At 45.3% G+C, this 16,588-nt stretch carries 13 protein-coding genes and 2 tRNA genes; 8 read left to right on the top strand and 7 right to left on the bottom strand.

The genetic code is table 11. The features are described 5' to 3' along the window. Window positions 1-91: 91 nt before the first annotated feature. The 3 genes from WH96_RS07500 to WH96_RS07490 form a co-directional block, all read right to left on the bottom strand. The gene (locus WH96_RS07500) at window positions 92-394 is read right to left on the bottom strand and encodes a Rap1a/Tai family immunity protein (RefSeq protein ID WP_047763536.1); all 303 of its coding nucleotides are present in this window, start codon (window positions 392-394) and stop codon (window positions 92-94) included. Window positions 395-463: 69 nt separating this feature from the next. After that, window positions 464-539 (bottom strand) — tRNA-Asn (locus WH96_RS07495). Between the two features lie 494 nt (window positions 540-1,033). Beyond that, window positions 1,034-1,107 (bottom strand) — tRNA-Cys (locus WH96_RS07490). Between the two features lie 290 nt (window positions 1,108-1,397). Here WH96_RS07490 and WH96_RS07485 point away from each other — a divergent pair. The 5 genes from WH96_RS07485 (at window position 1,398) to WH96_RS07465 (ending at window position 8,145) form a co-directional block, all read left to right on the top strand. Further along, window positions 1,398-2,069 (top strand): protein-L-isoaspartate O-methyltransferase family protein, encoded by a 672-nt coding sequence (locus WH96_RS07485; protein WP_047763535.1) that lies wholly within the window; start codon window positions 1,398-1,400, stop codon window positions 2,067-2,069. Between the two features lie 290 nt (window positions 2,070-2,359). Further along, window positions 2,360-3,751: a TolC family outer membrane protein gene (locus WH96_RS07480; protein ID WP_162200130.1), complete on the top strand. Its 1,392-nt coding sequence runs from the start codon at window positions 2,360-2,362 to the stop codon at window positions 3,749-3,751. Between the two features lie 105 nt (window positions 3,752-3,856). Continuing rightward, on the top strand, window positions 3,857-4,603 hold the full coding sequence (locus tag WH96_RS22660; protein ID WP_047763534.1) for a DUF2497 domain-containing protein: 747 nt from the start codon (window positions 3,857-3,859) through the stop codon (window positions 4,601-4,603). 86 nt (window positions 4,604-4,689) lie between these two features. Continuing rightward, window positions 4,690-7,341, top strand: coding sequence for a valine--tRNA ligase (locus tag WH96_RS07470; RefSeq protein WP_047763533.1), 2,652 nt, complete (start codon window positions 4,690-4,692; stop codon window positions 7,339-7,341). Window positions 7,342-7,521: 180 nt separating this feature from the next. Continuing rightward, window positions 7,522-8,145: a TetR/AcrR family transcriptional regulator gene (locus WH96_RS07465; RefSeq protein ID WP_082130380.1), complete on the top strand. Its 624-nt coding sequence runs from the start codon at window positions 7,522-7,524 to the stop codon at window positions 8,143-8,145. 105 nt (window positions 8,146-8,250) lie between these two features. On the opposite strand, the gene ilvD is transcribed toward WH96_RS07465, so the two are convergent. The 4 genes from ilvD to erpA all read right to left on the bottom strand — a co-directional run bounded on the left by ilvD (window position 8,251) and on the right by erpA (window position 12,274). Next, entirely contained in the window at window positions 8,251-10,101 is a 1,851-nt protein-coding gene (gene ilvD, locus WH96_RS07460; RefSeq protein WP_082130379.1) for a dihydroxy-acid dehydratase, read from the bottom strand. A gap of 198 nt (window positions 10,102-10,299) precedes the next feature. Continuing rightward, window positions 10,300-11,031 (bottom strand): rhomboid family intramembrane serine protease, encoded by a 732-nt coding sequence (locus WH96_RS07455; RefSeq protein ID WP_047763530.1) that lies wholly within the window; start codon window positions 11,029-11,031, stop codon window positions 10,300-10,302. Window positions 11,032-11,060: 29 nt separating this feature from the next. Beyond that, window positions 11,061-11,846, bottom strand: a complete 786-nt coding sequence (xth, locus tag WH96_RS07450) for an exodeoxyribonuclease III (protein ID WP_047763529.1) — start codon at window positions 11,844-11,846, stop codon at window positions 11,061-11,063. A gap of 80 nt (window positions 11,847-11,926) precedes the next feature. Continuing rightward, window positions 11,927-12,274, bottom strand: coding sequence for an iron-sulfur cluster insertion protein ErpA (gene erpA, locus WH96_RS07445; RefSeq protein WP_047763528.1), 348 nt, complete (start codon window positions 12,272-12,274; stop codon window positions 11,927-11,929). Between the two features lie 301 nt (window positions 12,275-12,575). Between erpA and WH96_RS07440 the strand changes: the two genes are divergently transcribed. The 3 genes from WH96_RS07440 to WH96_RS07430 are packed head-to-tail and all read left to right on the top strand — an operon-like array spanning window position 12,576 to window position 16,578. After that, on the top strand, window positions 12,576-13,763 hold the full coding sequence (locus WH96_RS07440) for a deoxyguanosinetriphosphate triphosphohydrolase (protein ID WP_047763527.1): 1,188 nt from the start codon (window positions 12,576-12,578) through the stop codon (window positions 13,761-13,763). Beyond that, the gene (gene argS, locus WH96_RS07435; RefSeq protein WP_047763526.1) at window positions 13,760-15,514 is read left to right on the top strand and encodes an arginine--tRNA ligase; all 1,755 of its coding nucleotides are present in this window, start codon (window positions 13,760-13,762) and stop codon (window positions 15,512-15,514) included. Before WH96_RS07440 ends, argS begins: the two co-directional genes overlap by 4 nt. Continuing rightward, window positions 15,514-16,578 carry an SPOR domain-containing protein gene (locus tag WH96_RS07430; protein WP_047763525.1) on the top strand — a complete coding sequence of 355 codons (1,065 nt, stop codon included), beginning with the start codon at window positions 15,514-15,516 and terminating at the stop codon, window positions 16,576-16,578. Before argS ends, WH96_RS07430 begins: the two co-directional genes overlap by 1 nt. Window positions 16,579-16,588: the final 10 nt, after the last annotated feature.

Genomic DNA, 16,588 nt, shown 5'->3' with positions numbered 1-16,588 from the left:
GATGGGAGTGGTTATGTTGGCGATCAAAGCTATATAACGTGCTCGCAACAGGGGCGCGATCGCAATTAGCCTATGTAAATGTGTTGTGTATTTATTGGCAGGGAAAAAGTTTTAAGAGCCAACCCATAAGTAACTCAATTGATGGCTTGTGACGGGTTTTAGGGTTTTCGCTAAGTTTTTTGACAAGAATATCTCTAACTTCCTTACTTGTAACGCTTCTTGGCGGACATATTAGCTCTCTGTATTCAAGTGTATCGTAAACTGCTTGTATATGGCGATCGCAATCTTCTTGTTCTGTATTGCAGGCGTGATAAAGCTCATTTCCATTATTAATTTCAGTTGAAAACGCCTTGCTACAGAAAAAGACAAAAATAAGGGCAATACAATATTTCAAAGTATAATTTCCTAACAAACAACAAAAAACCCTAAATCGTTGATATTCAACAACTTAGGGTTTTTGTAATGGCTCCGCGAGCAGGACTCGAACCTGCGACAGGGTGATTAACAGTCACCTGCTCTACCAACTGAGCTATCGCGGATCAATGTTTGTGCCGCCTCGTTGGCGACGGGTTGGGTTATAACAGTGGTGTTACATGCTGGCAATAACTTTTATGCATTTTTTTTAATTTTTTTTGTTCCTTTTAAATCAAAGGCTTGTGGTGCTTATGACTCCCCTTGGTTTGCTAGCAATGAAAAATAGATTCTTATTTCTGCTTTCTTGCTTTCGATGAAAAGCGGGAAGCTACGGGGGAGAGGTATTTGTTCTTATATCGGGTAAGAAGTTTGGGGCGAATCAGGTGCGGATTCTGATCTGACCGAAGACTGTTTTAGGAATAAGGGTGTTTATTTAACGCAAGCGCTGTTGATTCGGTATGGTCTCTATTCCGTTTCTTTGTTCCATCCAGATTTTTTAGATGTTGTGCAGGTATTGATGTTGTTTAGATATGTATTGAAGAAAAGAAACGGCCGCTTGGACTGAGTACAGATCGGGATATCTTATTACAGATTGGCTAAATCGTTAGGGGGAGGATTTTGGAGGCCCGGGCCGGAATCGAACCGACGTACAAGGATTTGCAGTCCTCTGCATCACCACTCTGCCACCGGGCCATCCTGACGAATATTCATTCGTTAGCAGTGCCGCAGTGTATAGTAGCCGTTATCGCGAAGGTCAAGAGATCAATCTCGATTCCAGTTTCATTTATGTATTGAGAGATCTCCTGGTAGTGTGATTTAGGCATTAAAAAGCCGGGGAAGGGCACCTTACTGTTAGATTGGTGCTTTGTTAGAGTCTTTGTTAACCAGATAAAAATAATAAAAACCGATACTTTGTCTGGAAAGGTTGGGGTCACTTGGTTATTATCCCACAAAATTCTTACAGATAATCGGCGTTTCTAACGATGAACAACTTTGAACAAGCTCGCATGAACATGATTAATTGCCAGTTGCGCACTAATAAGGTGACACATGATGGCGTGTTGTCTGCGTTTGAAAATGTGGCACGGGAAGAATACGTGCCGGAAGCTTCAAAAGCTATTGCCTACGTGGATGAAGATTTGGCGCTGGAACATGGTCGCTATTTGATGGAGCCGATGGTTCTTGCGCGGATGCTTCAGTCAATTGATCCGCAGGAAAATGATACAGCATTGGTTGTTGGTGCCGGGACCGGCTATACCGCATCGGTGTTGTCCAAGCTTGTAAGTGTTGTTGTGGCAATCGAAGATACAGATGATCTGGTTGATTCGATGAATGATCGTTTTACATCACACGGCACGGAAAATGCGGTTGCAGTTAAGGCTGATCTGGCTGAGGGGTATCCGAAACAGGCACCTTATGATTTGATCGTTTTCGGTGGTGCTGTGTCTGAAGTGCCAGATACTCTGTTAGAACAACTAGCTGAAAAGGGCCGTTTGATTGTGGTTGTTCAGGATGTAAATGCCAGAGATAAACAGACGCTGGGACATGCAACATTGATTGAAAAACATGCAGGGAACTGTTCCGGTCGGGTGGTTTTTGATGCAAATACGCCTCTGCTACCCGGCTTTGAAGCTAAAGAAGCATTTTCATTTTAATAAATTTGATGTGTTGTCTTCATGTTAAGTGACAGCTAGCACCAAGGCAGAACGTTAAAGCCAAGGTAGAAGCGTTAAAGGCTGTATCAAAAGCTGGCGCAGTTAGCGCCAGTTTTTATATTTACAAAAAGTTGTAAATAGCCTGTGACCTGTTTAATAACTTTTTGTATGCTCTTTAAAAGACACAGATATAGACCACATGTACGGTCTCATTTCATTCTATAGGTAACCGCGCAATGCGGGACCGTTATCAAATTAAGTTTGGCATTGGATTAATTTTGGACAACGTGATGATCAAATCTATTGGAAACACAAAAAAAGCACTTTTAAGTCGGTGTGCTATTGTTAGCGTTGCAGTTTACACTGGTTTTTCCAGTGGTGTAATGGCTCAAACGTTGAATGAGTCCTTGATTAAGGCCTATGAAACCAATCCATCGCTTTCCAGTGCGCAAACAGGTTTGAAATCCGTTAACGAAGGTGTTCCTCAGGCCTTGTCTGAATGGCGTCCTGACGTTCGAATTACCTCTTCAGCAGGTGTCCGCCGAACTGATACGGATACTCCAACCGGGGATTCAACCGATACAACGCAGCCTTTGAATGCGACGTTGCAGGTGACGCAATCTCTTTATCAGGGAGGGCAGACACAGGCCGCAACAGAACAGGCTGAAAATTTGGTATTGGCAGAACGTGCATCTGTCACATCTGTTGAACAGGATGTCCTCTTGAGGGTGGTAACAGCCTATGCTGATGTTTGGCGGGACCAGGCTATTCTGGATCTTAATATTAACAATGAGAAAGTTCTGACCAGGCAATTTGAAGCAACCCGCGATCGTTTTGATGTTGGTGAGTTGACAAGAACGGATGTCGCGCAGGCAGAATCCAGATATTCAACCTCTACAGCCCAGCGGATTGCCTCGGAAGGGACGCTGAATTCATCGAAAGCCGTGTTTGAAGAAGTGGTTGGTGAATATCCTGATGAAGCTCTGGCGCGTCCTGCTCCCTTTGCGATTTTACCAAGCAGTGAAGATGAGTTGTTGGGCGTTGCATTGGAAAATAACCCGGCTCTTCGTGCTGCAAAATACAACGAAATGGCTTCGAAGAACGAAGTCAGAGAGATAACCGGTGAGTTATATCCTGACCTATCTCTGGTTGGTCGCGTTAGTCGTTCTGATGAAACATCGGGGGAAGACATCGACAGTACGTCTGGTGAGGTTATCGCTCAGCTGGTTGTGCCGCTCTATCAACAAGGATTGGTTAGCAGTAGGGTTCGTCAGGCAAAACAGACTGCAAATCAGCGTAGAATCCAGATTGTCGAGCAAATGCGCGCTGTTGAGCAACAAGGAACATCGTCTTGGGAAAATCTCGTTAGCTCTCAAGCGCAAATCAAATCCTTTACCTCTTCTGTCAATGCTGCAGAAATAGCCTTGGACGGGGTACGCCAGGAAGAGGAAGTTGGGGAAAGAACCGTATTGGATGTACTTGATGCTGAACAGGAATTACTCGACGCGCAGGTGAATCTTGTTCGTGCACAAAGAGATGAAGTTGTTGCAACTTATCAGGTGCTGAGCACAATGGGCCAAATGACGGCGCAATACATTGGGTTGCCTGTTAATGTCTTTGATCCGGCTGAAGACTATAATAATGTAAGAGATAAGTGGTTTGGGTTGGGTGTTGAAAATTAGACGTGCAAAAGCCCTTCTTTTTCAATAATATCTAACTTATATTACCGAAATTGTATTGGTAACAGGTAATGTTCGCAGTTAAGGAAGCGGTGGGACAGCATTTCAATGAGTGATCAAGAAGCAGAAGCCCAGGGTGAACCGTCAATGGAAGAAATTCTGGCGTCAATTCGCCGGATTATTTCTGAAGACGATCCAGAAGGTGAAGCGTCAGAGGGGACCGAGGCACAGGCAGAAGAGCCTGCTGCTGACGAACCTGAAGCAGAAGATGATGATGTTCTCGAGCTAACCGATGAGGTTGCCGAAGACGAAGCTTCTGCTGAAGAGGAACCTGTTGAGACCGCTTCTGATGAAGACTCGATCGAAGACGATTTTAGATCATCTATGGGCGAGCCCGAAGAAGACGAAATCGAAGTTGAAGAGGTCGCTGAAGAACCTGAATTGGAAGCAGATCAAGAGTCTGTTGAAGATACCGATCTTGGCGATATTTCATTTGATGAAGTTGAAGTTGAAGTTGAAGATGAAATCGAAATTGCTGCTGTAGCCGAAGAGCCTCAGGAAGAAGCTGTCGATATTGATCTAGGTGACGATATAGATCTTGATGCGCCTGACGCTGAAAGCATTCTTCAGGAAGAAACACAGGATTCCACATCTTCAGCACTTTCTGAAATTGCACGTGCCGCTGTAGTTCAGCGTTCCCTTGCCATTGGTACTGGAAAAACTTTGGAAGATATTGTTCGCGAGGCGCTCGTTCCCGAGCTTAAAGCGTGGCTTGATGTCCGCTTAGGCCCAATGGTTGAACGGATTGTTCGCGAAGAAATTAAAAAGATGGTGCGCCGGGCCGAAGATTTATAAGGCCCGGACTTTCTTTTTTCTTCCGAAACTGCTAGCAAATGCTAGCGTTATTTCACATAGAATATTTAGTTAAGAGGAACCCAGTAATGCTGGACAAAACCTATTGCCCTGAAAAAGTTGAGGCAAAGCATTACGAGCGTTGGGAAAAATCCGGAGCTTTCTCCGCAGATCCTAATTCCCCGTCTGACCCTTATACCATTATGATGCCCCCGCCAAACGTTACGGGGAATCTACATATGGGACATGCGTTGACCTTTACCCTACAAGACGTCTTGGTACGGTATAAACGCATGAAAGGTCATGATGTCCTCTGGCAGCCAGGAACTGACCACGCGGGTATTGCAACCCAGATGGTTGTTGAGCGCCAACTCGCAGAAAAAGGAATTTCTAGGCACGATCTTGGTCGTGAGAAGTTCCTGAATTCTGTTTGGGAGTGGAAAGAAGAGTCTGGTGGGGCGATTGTTAAACAACTGCGGCATCTTGGTGCATCTGCTGATTGGCCACGTGAGCGCTTTACAATGGATGAAGGGCTTTCCGAAGCTGTCCGCAAGGTCTTCGTTCAACTTCATAAAGAAGGCTTGATCTATAAAGACAAACGCCTGGTAAACTGGGACCCAAAGCTTCTTACCGCGATTTCTGACCTTGAAGTTGTCCAAAAGGAAAGCAACGGCAAGCTTTGGCATTTCCGTTATCCGATTGATGGTGAAGACGGTAAATACATTGTTGTTGCCACCACACGTCCGGAAACAATGCTGGGTGATAGCGGTGTAGCAGTACATCCGGATGATGATCGTTACAAGGACCTGGTTGGCAAGAATGTGAAACTGCCAATTGTTGGGCGTTTAATCCCGATTGTTGCTGATGAATATGCCGACCCTGAAACGGGTTCCGGCGCGGTTAAAATTACGCCGGCCCACGATTTCAATGACTTTGAAGTTGGACGTCGTTGTAATCTGGAAATGATTAATATCTTTGATAGGTTCGCGCACATTAATGAAAATGCGCCGGATGATTATCAAGGGTTGGATCGCTTTGTCGCCCGCAAGAAAATTGTCGCTAAATTTGAAGAACTTGGACTTCTCGACAAGATTGAGGATCACTTGAATTCTGTCCCTTATGGCGACAGATCCAATGTACCGATTGAGCCTTGGTTGACTGATCAATGGTATGTTGATGCGGCGACACTTGCCAAACCAGCTTTGGAAGCTGTTGAAACTGGCAAGACAGAAATTGTACCTAAACAGTGGGAAAACACCTATTACGACTGGATGCGTAATATCCAGCCATGGTGTGTGTCCCGTCAGTTGTGGTGGGGGCATCAAATTCCGGCATGGTATGGTCCTGATGGTGAAATCTTTGTTGAAGAAACTGAAGAAGAAGCCAAAGCCGCGGCCTTTACTCAATTTGGTAAAGAAGTCGAGTTGATTCGTGACCCTGACGTCCTGGATACGTGGTTCTCTTCTGCTCTTTGGCCTTTCTCTACGATTGGATGGCCAGAGACGACGAAAGAACTGGAACGCTATTATCCCGGCGATGTCTTGGTTACCGGTTTTGACATTATTTTCTTCTGGGTTGCCAGAATGATGATGATGGGCATGCACTTTATGAAAGAAGTGCCTTTCAAAACTGTTTATATCCACGCCCTTGTGCGCGATGAAAACGGTCAGAAAATGTCTAAGTCCAAGGGTAATGTTATTGATCCTCTGGAAGTTATCTCTGAATACAGCTGTGATGCTTTGCGCTTTACCCTGGCGGCGATGGCGGCACCCGGGCGTGATATCAAATTGGCATCATCCCGTGTCGAAGGGTATCGCAACTTTGGAACCAAGCTCTGGAATGCGTCGATCTATAGTCAAATGAATGGTGCTGTCTACGATCCTAACTTTGATCCGCTCAGCTGTAACGAGCCGATCAACAAATGGATTGTTGGGCGTGTTGCTGCTGCGACTGCAGCCGTTGACAAAGCGCTGGATGATTACCGCTTTAACGATGCAGCTAACGCACTCTACCGTTTCTTCTGGAATGAATATTGTGACTGGTATGTTGAATTCACAAAGCCTGTATTGGCTGCGGGGAATGAAGCGACGAGCAATGAGACCAAAGCAACAATTGCCTGGGTTTTGGCACAGACACTTCATCTGCTACACCCGATTATGCCTTATATTACCGAGGAACTTTGGGAAAATCTGGGGAATGAAGAGGCGGCACCGCTTATTTCATCGTCGTGGCCAAAGTTTGACGAACGGCATACAGATGCTGATGTTGATAAAGAGATGGATTGGGTTATCAAGCTTATCTCTGATATCCGGGCGACACGTGCTGAACTGAATACCCCGCCAAAACTCAAGGCACCACTTTTGCTTAAAGATGGTTCTGATGCGGTTAAGGCAAAGGTTGATCAATACAAAGATGTTGTGAAGTGGCTCGCCGGACTGTCCTCTGTTGATTTTACGGATGAAGATCTGCCGCAAGGGGCTATTCAGATTGTTCTGGATGATGCGACTTTTGCGTTGCCACTGGAAGGCATTATCGATGTCGAGCAGGAAACAGCTCGCCTGAATAAAGAAATGGAAAAAACGCTCGAAGAGATTGCAAAAATTGACAAGCAACTCTCAAATGAAAATTTCGTTTCTCGCGCCCCAGAACATGTTGTTGCGGAAAAGAAAACACGCCGTGAAGAGTTCATGTCAGTGAAAACAAAGTTGGATGAAGCACTGGCACGGATTGCCAATCTGTAGAAATAATATTGATCGTATTTCGATAGATTTACAAAAAAGCCGCTCAATTTGGGCGGCTTTTTTGTAAGCTAATGACAACGCTAAATTGCTGATTTAAACAGGATATACGTTTATCTACGTATATAAAATTGTCTTTGGTCTTTGTATTCTCGTAAAAAATGATAACCAAAGATTTACTAGATGACTCCAAGCCCTACATTAGTCCGGCGGCGGTTGCCAGCCCAGCAGAGATCAAAGCAGCGTGTCGAGAGAATCTTGCTTGCTGCATCAACGTTATTGACAACGAATAGTGTGGACAAACTGACCACGCGCCGTATTTCTGAACTTGCTGATGTGAACATTGCCACGCTCTATCAGTTCTTTCCAAACAAGGAAGCCATTATCTTTGCGCTCTATCAACGTTGGCTGAATGAAATGGATGATGTTTTTGATCGCATGGAGATGAAGCAATCCAAGCAGATGGGCTGGCGTAAACTCTTTATTAAAATATTTGATGCGCTTAATCAGGTTCAAACTGAGTTGATTGTAAGGGATCGGCTGCTGAAAGCTATGGGAATGAACGAAGATCTGAGGCAACTGGATCTTGATCATAGCATTGTTCTGTCTAAACGGCTTGCTAAGTTGATGGCTAATCAAGAATCTCATTTATCTGAATGCGAGTTACAAGAACACGGGACGTTAATTTTTCATTTTGAAAGAGCGTTGGTGACACCTTTGGCGAATGCAAAAGGCGATGATCAAGAAGTTCTTTATAAAAAGGGTAGAGATTTTTTATTGGAGATGATTTCACTCGCGTTCCGGTAAGAAAAAAGTATTTATGAAAACGAAAAAAAGGCCGCGGAGTTTTTATTAACTCTGCGGCCTTTTAAAATTGTTATAGTTTAACTGTTATAACAGATGTTTAATCTATCAATCGTGTTGATCAACGTCGCGATAGGCACCTTTATCGGCTGAAGTTGTGAAATGTGCATAAGCTTTGAGGGCCGAGCTTACTTTACGATCGCGTGGCTTCACAGGCTTCCAGCCATCTTTGCCTTTGGCGTCCATGGCTTTTCGGCGCATATCCAGCTCTTCAGCGCTGACAAGAACGTTAATTGTCCGATTAGGAATATCAATTTCAATGGCATCGCCAGCTTCAACAAGGCCAATAGCGCCACCTTGTGCAGCTTCGGGAGATGCGTGACCAATTGATAGGCCTGATGTTCCGCCAGAAAAACGTCCATCGGTTAATAGAGCACAGGCTTTGCCCAATCCCATGGATTTCAGGTAACTGGTGGGGTAGAGCATTTCCTGCATGCCCGGTCCACCTTTGGGACCTTCGTAGCGAATAACAACAACGTCACCGGCGACAACTTCACCGCTGAGCACGCCAGCTACTGCGGCATCCTGAGATTCAAAGATACGGGCGCTTCCTGTGAACTTGAGAATGGAGTCATCAACCCCGGCTGTTTTAACAACGCAACCGTCCAGGGCAATGTTTCCAAACAGAACGGCAAGACCACCTTCCTGACTAAAGGCGTTTTCACCACTATGGATGCAGCCGTTGGCGCGATCATCATCAAGGGATGAGTAATAGCGGTCCTGACTGAAAGCTTCGGTGGTTCGAACACCGCCCGGTGCTGCTGAATAGAACTTTTTCACCTCGGGATCATCGGTTGTCATGATGTCCCACTTATCAATAGCATCACCCAATGTCTTTTCGTGAACTGTAGGGCGGTCCCGGTGAATTAATCCACAGCGATCCAATTCTGCTAACAGTCCCATGATACCACCGGCGCGGTGTACATCTTCCATATGGTATTTGGTTGTCGAAGGTGCGACTTTGGCCAACTGAGGCACTTTTCTGGAAAGGGCATCAATATCAGACATGGTGAAATCAACACCACCTTCTTTTGCCATCGCAAGGATATGCAGGATCGTATTCGTCGATCCGCCCATTGCGATATCGAGTACCATTGCATTTTGATAGGTTTCAAAGGTTGCGATACCACGCGGGGTTACACTTTCGTCACCTTCTTCATAATATCGTTTGGTAAGATCAACGATACGGCGTCCGGCTTCTCTGAAAAGCTCTCCACGTCTTTGGTGTGTTGCAAGCAAAGAACCATTGCCAGGAAGAGAAAGCCCCATTGCTTCACTTAGGCAGTTCATGGAATTGGCTGTAAACATTCCGGAACAAGAGCCACAGGTTGGACAAGCTGATCTTTCGATAGCAGCAACATCTTCGTCACTGACATTCGGATCAGCTGCATCAACCATGGCATCTACGAGATCCAGTTTGCGCTCTTTCCCATCCAGAATGATTTTACCCGCTTCCATTGGGCCGCCGGAAATGAAGATTGCCGGTATGTTCAGACGCATCGCTGCCATAAGCATGCCGGGTGTGATCTTGTCGCAGTTGGAAATACAGACAACGGCGTCAGCACAGTGTGCGTTACACATGTATTCAACGGCATCTGCAATGACTTCGCGTGATGGTAGGCTATAGAGCATACCGTCGTGTCCCATTGCGATACCATCATCAACAGCAATAGTATTGAATTCTTTGGCAACCCCGCCTGATTTTTCAATTTCTTCAGCAACAAGTCCACCAAGATCTTTCAGGTGGACATGACCGGGGACAAACTGTGTGAATGAGTTGGCAATGGCGATGATCGGTTTTCCAAAATCATCATCTTTCATACCAGTTGCGCGCCAAAGGCCGCGGGCACCGGCCATATTTCTGCCGTGGGTGGAGGTTCTTGAACGATACTCAGGCACAGTAATAATCCTAACGTTACGTCGTGTCTTAAATTAAGTTTCTTGTAAGATAATTAGGTAATCCATGGGCTCACGTCCATGGTTATTTCGCAAAAGAATAAAAAAGTTACCAAATCTAAGGAAAATTTGGAGAAGGTGAGAGCTTTTTAAGAGTTCTTATCGCGTACTGGACCTTATCTATCCCCGGTAATATTTAATCTATCCCCGGTAATACTTAGATTTATTTCGTATTTTTATGCCACGCGGGAGTTCATCGGGACAAAGGAGCGGCAAGGTCTTGTGGCGAAAGAAAGGAAATATAGCCATACCGCCAAAAAATCCAATAATGTGCGCCCACCAGGCAACATCGGATTGGCCTGGTAAGAAGGCTGAGAATATTTGGAAACCGATCCAGAAAACAAGTAACAAGTAAGCGCGAACGAAAATCGGGATCATAAAGATTGGAATAAGGATTTTTGCTTTTGGGTATTGTAGCAAATACGCGCCAAGAATACCTGATACTGCGCCGCTTGCCCCAACAATTGGTGATTGGGGAGAACCAGTAATAAGAGTTTGTCCTATACCTGCAATTACGCCGCAACAGATAAAGAAGGCAAAAAAGCGTCTGTGCCCCATGGCATCTTCAATGTTATCGCCAAAAACCCATAGGTAAACCATATTTCCAGCAAGGTGCATAAAACTACCATGCAAAAAGTTATAGGTAATAAGCGTAAATATAGGGGCAATCCAGTCAATTGATTGGGGGCGTTGAGCAACGCCAAGCAATACATCGGGAATTAGTCCCAACCCGTATATTATTCGCACCATGAAGGGTTCTGGGGACATGGCCTGAATGAAATAGACAACACAGCAGCAAAGAATGGCCGCTATTGTAACCCAAGGTTTGTCGATAAGAAGTCTTGGCAGATTATCGAATAGAGGAAAGAACATCTCTGATGCCTATGTGCGTTTAGGATGGGTTAGGCAGATAGTTCACAAAATACCGGGGTGTGATCAGATGGTGATTCTTTGCCGCGAGGTTCTTTATCGATACTACATCCTGTTAGAATGTCTGCTGCTTGTGGTGACAGCATCATCAAATCAATACGGATGCCGTTGTTATGGTCAAAGGCACTGCGCTGATAGTCCCAGTAACTATAAATATGTGCTTCTTTGTTTAAAGCCCGCCATGCTTCTGTGTAGCCAAGATTTTCCATGACACGGAAGCGATCCCTTGAACTTTGATGGGTGTGCGCGCTTCCTTCAAAGCGTTTTGGGGAAAAGACATCATCGTCAGTTGGGATAAGGTTATAATCACCCGCAAGAACAATAGGCTGTTCCGTCTGCAACAGCTTTTGGGCATGGGCGTTCAGGCGATCCATCCATTTTAGCTTGTATGGAAATTTGATTTCGTCGGTCAGGTTGCTGTTGTTATTGCCATTGGGCAAATAGATAGAGGCAACCCTTATGCCGAAAGTTGTCCCTTCGACGTATCTGGCGTGATCATCTTCGAGGTCACCGGGAAGTTCCCTTATGACATCTGTAATAGGTTCTTTTGATATGAGGGCAACGCCGTTATAGCTTTTTTGCCCTACGACTTCCACATGGTACCCTAGCTCTTCAAATTCCATGTAGGGAAACTTCTCTGCAACTGTTTTTAGTTCTTGGAGCAGAAGTACGTCAGGAGAAGCCGTTTTTATCCAATCGAGAACATTAGGAAGTCGTTTGTTGATGGAATTGACATTCCAAGTCGCGATTTTGACCATTGGATAAGGCTCACACTAGAGATTTCAAAGTTAGGAAGCGGGCACAAGGGGACGCCCCACCTTATAATATGGCACCACGTTTATATGGCAAATGAAGTGCCGCAACCGCAAGAAGCCGTCGCATTCGGGTTTGTTATGCGAAAAGATGCACCCATCAGGTCTTCGACAAAATCAATCTCTGAACCGTCTAGAAGGTCTAAAGACATTTCATCAATCACAGCTTTGGTGCCGTCCTTTTGGAAGGTTTTGTCGTCTTCATTAACAGAACTGTCAAAAGAGAAACCGTATTGGAAACCGGAACAACCGCCGCCAGAGACTGTTATCCTCAACATCAAGCCTGGATTACCTTCTTGTTCTGCCAACCAAGCCACCCGCTTTGCCGCGCTGCTTGATAAGGAGATAAAAGGAGTTTGATTGTCTGTTGTCATGTTCTACTCATAACCTGTAAGCCTGCAGTGCGATTTACCTTGCATGAGAGGCTTGTTGTTAACCTGACTCTATAGATAGGTTATAGTGACACCTAAATCTATTAATTTTTTTAAAGTTCCTGCTAAGATGTTTTCCTTGGCGTTTTTCGCCTGCATTTTTGTGGGCATTCTTCACAGGTATTTTCTTTTGAAAGCGAGAGCTTTTTTACAATTGAGTAATTTTATTTAGAATTTTCTCTTTCTTAAGGCCTAAACACTTCAAATTACTTTACTAAGTCTCTTCGCAGGTTAGTCTTTCCCTATGATGCAAAACGATTCGAAAAAACTATATGCTTCTTTTCCTGAGAGCAGCCGAGGCCGCTTGTTGAAAGAGCCTGTTAGCAAGACCCGAACTTGTTTTCAGAGGGATCGAGATCGTATTATCCATTCCGTTGCGTTTCGCAGGCTACAATATAAAACGCAGGTTTTTGTTTATCATGAGGGCGATCATTTTCGAACGCGTTTGACCCATTCCTTGGAAGTTGCGCAAATTGCCAGATCTTTGAGCAGGACACTCGGCATCAATGAAGATCTGGCTGAAGGTGTTGCGCTTGCCCACGATCTTGGGCACACCCCTTTTGGTCATGCGGGGGAAGATGCCATGCATGACGTTATGGAACCCTTTGGTGGTTTTGATCATAACGAACAGACATTTCGTATCGTGACACAGTTGGAACGGCGTTATGCCGATTTTAATGGGCTTAATCTGACATGGGAGACCCTTGAAGGGTTAGCAAAGCACAACGGTCCTGTTGAAGGTCCGAACAGCTGTGAAGAATATGTGCCGGAATCTATGTCAAAGTATTGCAAGAATGCTCGGGATCTGGAACTTTCTTCCTTTGCCAGTCTTGAGGCGCAGGTTGCGGCTATTTCAGATGATATCGCCTATAACAATCACGATATAGATGATGGTATCAGGGCAGGGCTTTTTAGTGTTGATGATCTTTTGCCCATTCCGGTAGTCGGTGATATATTCCGCGAGGTTTTAAAGAAATACCCTAATCTGGAAACAGAAAGCCTTGTCCATGAAGCGGTACGTCGGCTGGTTGATTATATGATCAGTGATGTTTTGTGCGAGACACAAATAAGATTAGGGAAAGCAAATCCGAAGACGGTTTTTGATATTCGTTGTCAGAGTAGGGCAATGGTTGCTTTTTCGGATCAGTTTCGTGAGGCAGAAAAGCAATTACGAGCGTTTTTATTTGAACACATGTATCGCCATGAAAAAGTCAAAGAAATGCGTAAACGTGTAAAGCAGGTTGTGAGAAACCTCTTTTCGCATTATTCAGAGCACCCAGAAGAGCTTCCGGACTATTGGCGTCTTGAGGCTGGTACAAAACTAACAAAGCGTAGCGCCCGATTGATCGCGGACTATATCGCTGGTATGACCGACCGATACGCTTTTGAACAACATAGACAGATTTTTAATCTGGATTTTGAGATAAAATGAACGTTTTCAAAGACCTAAGAAGTAAAGTTGTTGCGCAATTAGAAGATATGGCTTCTGCCGGAGAAATTCCGGCAGGTCTGGATTTCAGTCGCGTTGCTGCTGAACCACCTCGCGACTCTTCGCATGGAGATGTTGCAACCAATGCTGCCATGGTTCTTTCCAAAGTTGCTGGAATGAAACCGCGCGATCTTGCGAGTCTTTTGGCAACACGTCTCGAAAATCTGGATGTTATCTCGTCGGTCGAAATTGCGGGACCGGGCTTTATTAATCTGCGTCTGGATGAAAAGTTCTGGTTTGAACAGGTTGGAACAATCCTCAAAGCTGGTACGTCCTATGGTGATTCTGACATGGGGCAGGGCGAGAAGGTCAATGTTGAATATGTTTCCGCAAACCCGACTGGCCCTTTAACCGTTGGTCACGCCCGTGGTGCCGTCGTTGGTGATGCACTTGCTGCTCTTCTTGCCAAGGTCGGTTATGACGTTTCTAAAGAGTACTACATCAATGATGCGGGTAATCAGGTCAATGTTCTGGCGAACTCTGCTTATCTGAGATACCGCGAAGCACTTGGCGAAGATATTGGCGAAATTCCCGAAGGTTTTTACCCCGGTGAATACTTGAAAGCTGTCGGTAAAGCACTTGCTGACAGAGATGGCGATAAGTGGCTGGGCAAAGAAGAAGCTGACTGGATTTCTGACGTTCGGAAATTTGCCATTGATCAACTGCTTGATCTTATTCGTGGTGATCTCGCGGCGCTGGGTGTTGTGATGGATGTGTATTCGTCTGAACGTGCCTTGGTTGAAGCGGGTGGTGTCGATGAAGTTATGAAGTTCCTGGAAGCCAACGATCTGGTTTATACAGGTGTGCTGGAACCTCCTAAGGGCAAAAAGCCAGATGATTGGGAAGCGCGTCCCCAGACACTTTTCAAATCAACTGATTTTGGTGATGATGTAGATCGCCCGATCAAAAAATCTGACAGTAGTTGGACTTACTTTGCCGGTGATATGGCCTATCATCTGGATAAATATCGTCGCGGTTTTAATACCATGATTAATGTCTGGGGTGCGGATCACGGTGGTTATATCAAACGAATGCAGGCCGCTGTCACTGCAATGACCGAGAAAAAAGGCAGCCTTGATGTCAAGGTTTGTCAGTTGGTCAACCTTATGCGTGGCGGTGAAATGGTCCGGATGTCAAAACGGTCTGGGAACTTTATTACCCTGAGATCGGTGATTGACGAGGTTGGCAAAGACGTTGTCCGCTTTATCATGCTGACCCGTAAAAATGATGCCTCGCTCGATTTCGATCTTGAGAAGGTTGTGGAACAAAGTCGCGATAACCCCGTATTCTATGTTCAGTACGCCCATGCGCGGTCTTGTTCGGTTCTCAAGCACTCGCAGAACGAGTTTCCTGATATGGATCTGTCTATAGCAGCTCTGGAGAAAGTTGATCTGTCAGAGTTAAACAGTGAAGGCGAATTAAGCCTGATCCGTCGCCTTTGCGAATGGCCGCGTCTTCTGGAAAGCGCAGGTGAAGCACATGAGCCTCATAGAATTGCTTTTTATCTCTACGAACTGGCTGCTGAACTTCACGGCCTTTGGACCAAAGGTAAAGACAACGCCCGGCTACGTTTTATCGTTACTGACGATCAAGATCTGACACAGGCGCGTATGGCACTGGTCAAGGCAACATCACTTGTGATCGCTTCGGGACTTAACGTCTTTGGAATTGAACCTGCTGAGGAGATGCGCTGATGTCATCAAACTCTTCCGATACTGATCTTAAGGATTTTGAGAAAGTTCGCCAAAACGAGAGTATGCGTGCATCAACTGATCAGGATGCGCAGGATATTCATGACGAATTCTCAAATGAAGAATACTGGGAAGACGATTTAGATTTTGATGATGATCCCGGTGCGGGTCTGTTTAAAAAGCTTGTACCGATTGGCCTCGGTCTGATTGCTGTTGCCGTTGTTGGTGGCGGTATTCTAATCATGCTTGGAGATAACAAACCAAGTAATAATATACCCGATGCCATACCACTTATTGAGGCTGAAACCACGCCGGAAAAAACCAAACCAGAATCACCGGGTGGAATGGTTATTCCGCATCAGGACAAACTTGTCCTTAATAATGATTCCAGTGCAAGTGGCACCGCTCAGGTCGAAAAGCTGTTACCACCGCCGGAAATTCCACAACCACCGAAGGCACCAGAGCCAGCAGTTGATAATTCCGTTGAAACAACGGCTCAATCAACGACTAGCGCGGTTGAATCAGAGGTAAATGCTACAGAAGAAGCAGCACAATCTGCTGCCAAAAAGGTTGAAACGACAAGAGTTGAAGAACAGCCTCTGCCTAACTCAGGTGAAGGGAATACAATTCCAAAAGCGCCTGATCCAAAAAAATCAGAAGTAGAGTCCGTTTTAGCGCCTAAGTCTGAGGTTGAAGTGGCTAAAAAGGTGGAAACACTGAAAGCGCCTGATCCTGTGGTGCCAGAGCCGTCTCCTGTGACAACTGCCAAGAAGGTTGAGCCGACCCCTGTCGTTACTCAACAAAAACCTGTGTCCGGACAGTACGTTTTGCAATTGGCTTCTTTGAAATCCAAAGAAGGTGCGATGACTGAATGGAAAAACATGCAGCGCAAGTTGAGCGATCTTTTGAGCAGTAAGCAGCCGATTATTGAAAAGGCGTCTATTTCCGACGTCGGTGTTCGCTATCGTCTGCAAACAGGGCCTTTTGATAATAAAAAAGCCGCGAGTGATTTTTGCTCAAAACTGAAATCAGCCAAACGTGATTGCTTGGTTAAAAAAGTTAAATAGAGTTCGGGAG

Origin of the sequence: Kiloniella spongiae (assembly GCF_001026905.1) — a bacterium.
Taxonomy (GTDB): Bacteria; Pseudomonadota; Alphaproteobacteria; order Kiloniellales; family Kiloniellaceae; genus Kiloniella; species Kiloniella spongiae.
This window is presented reverse-complemented; position numbering and strand designations above follow the sequence as displayed.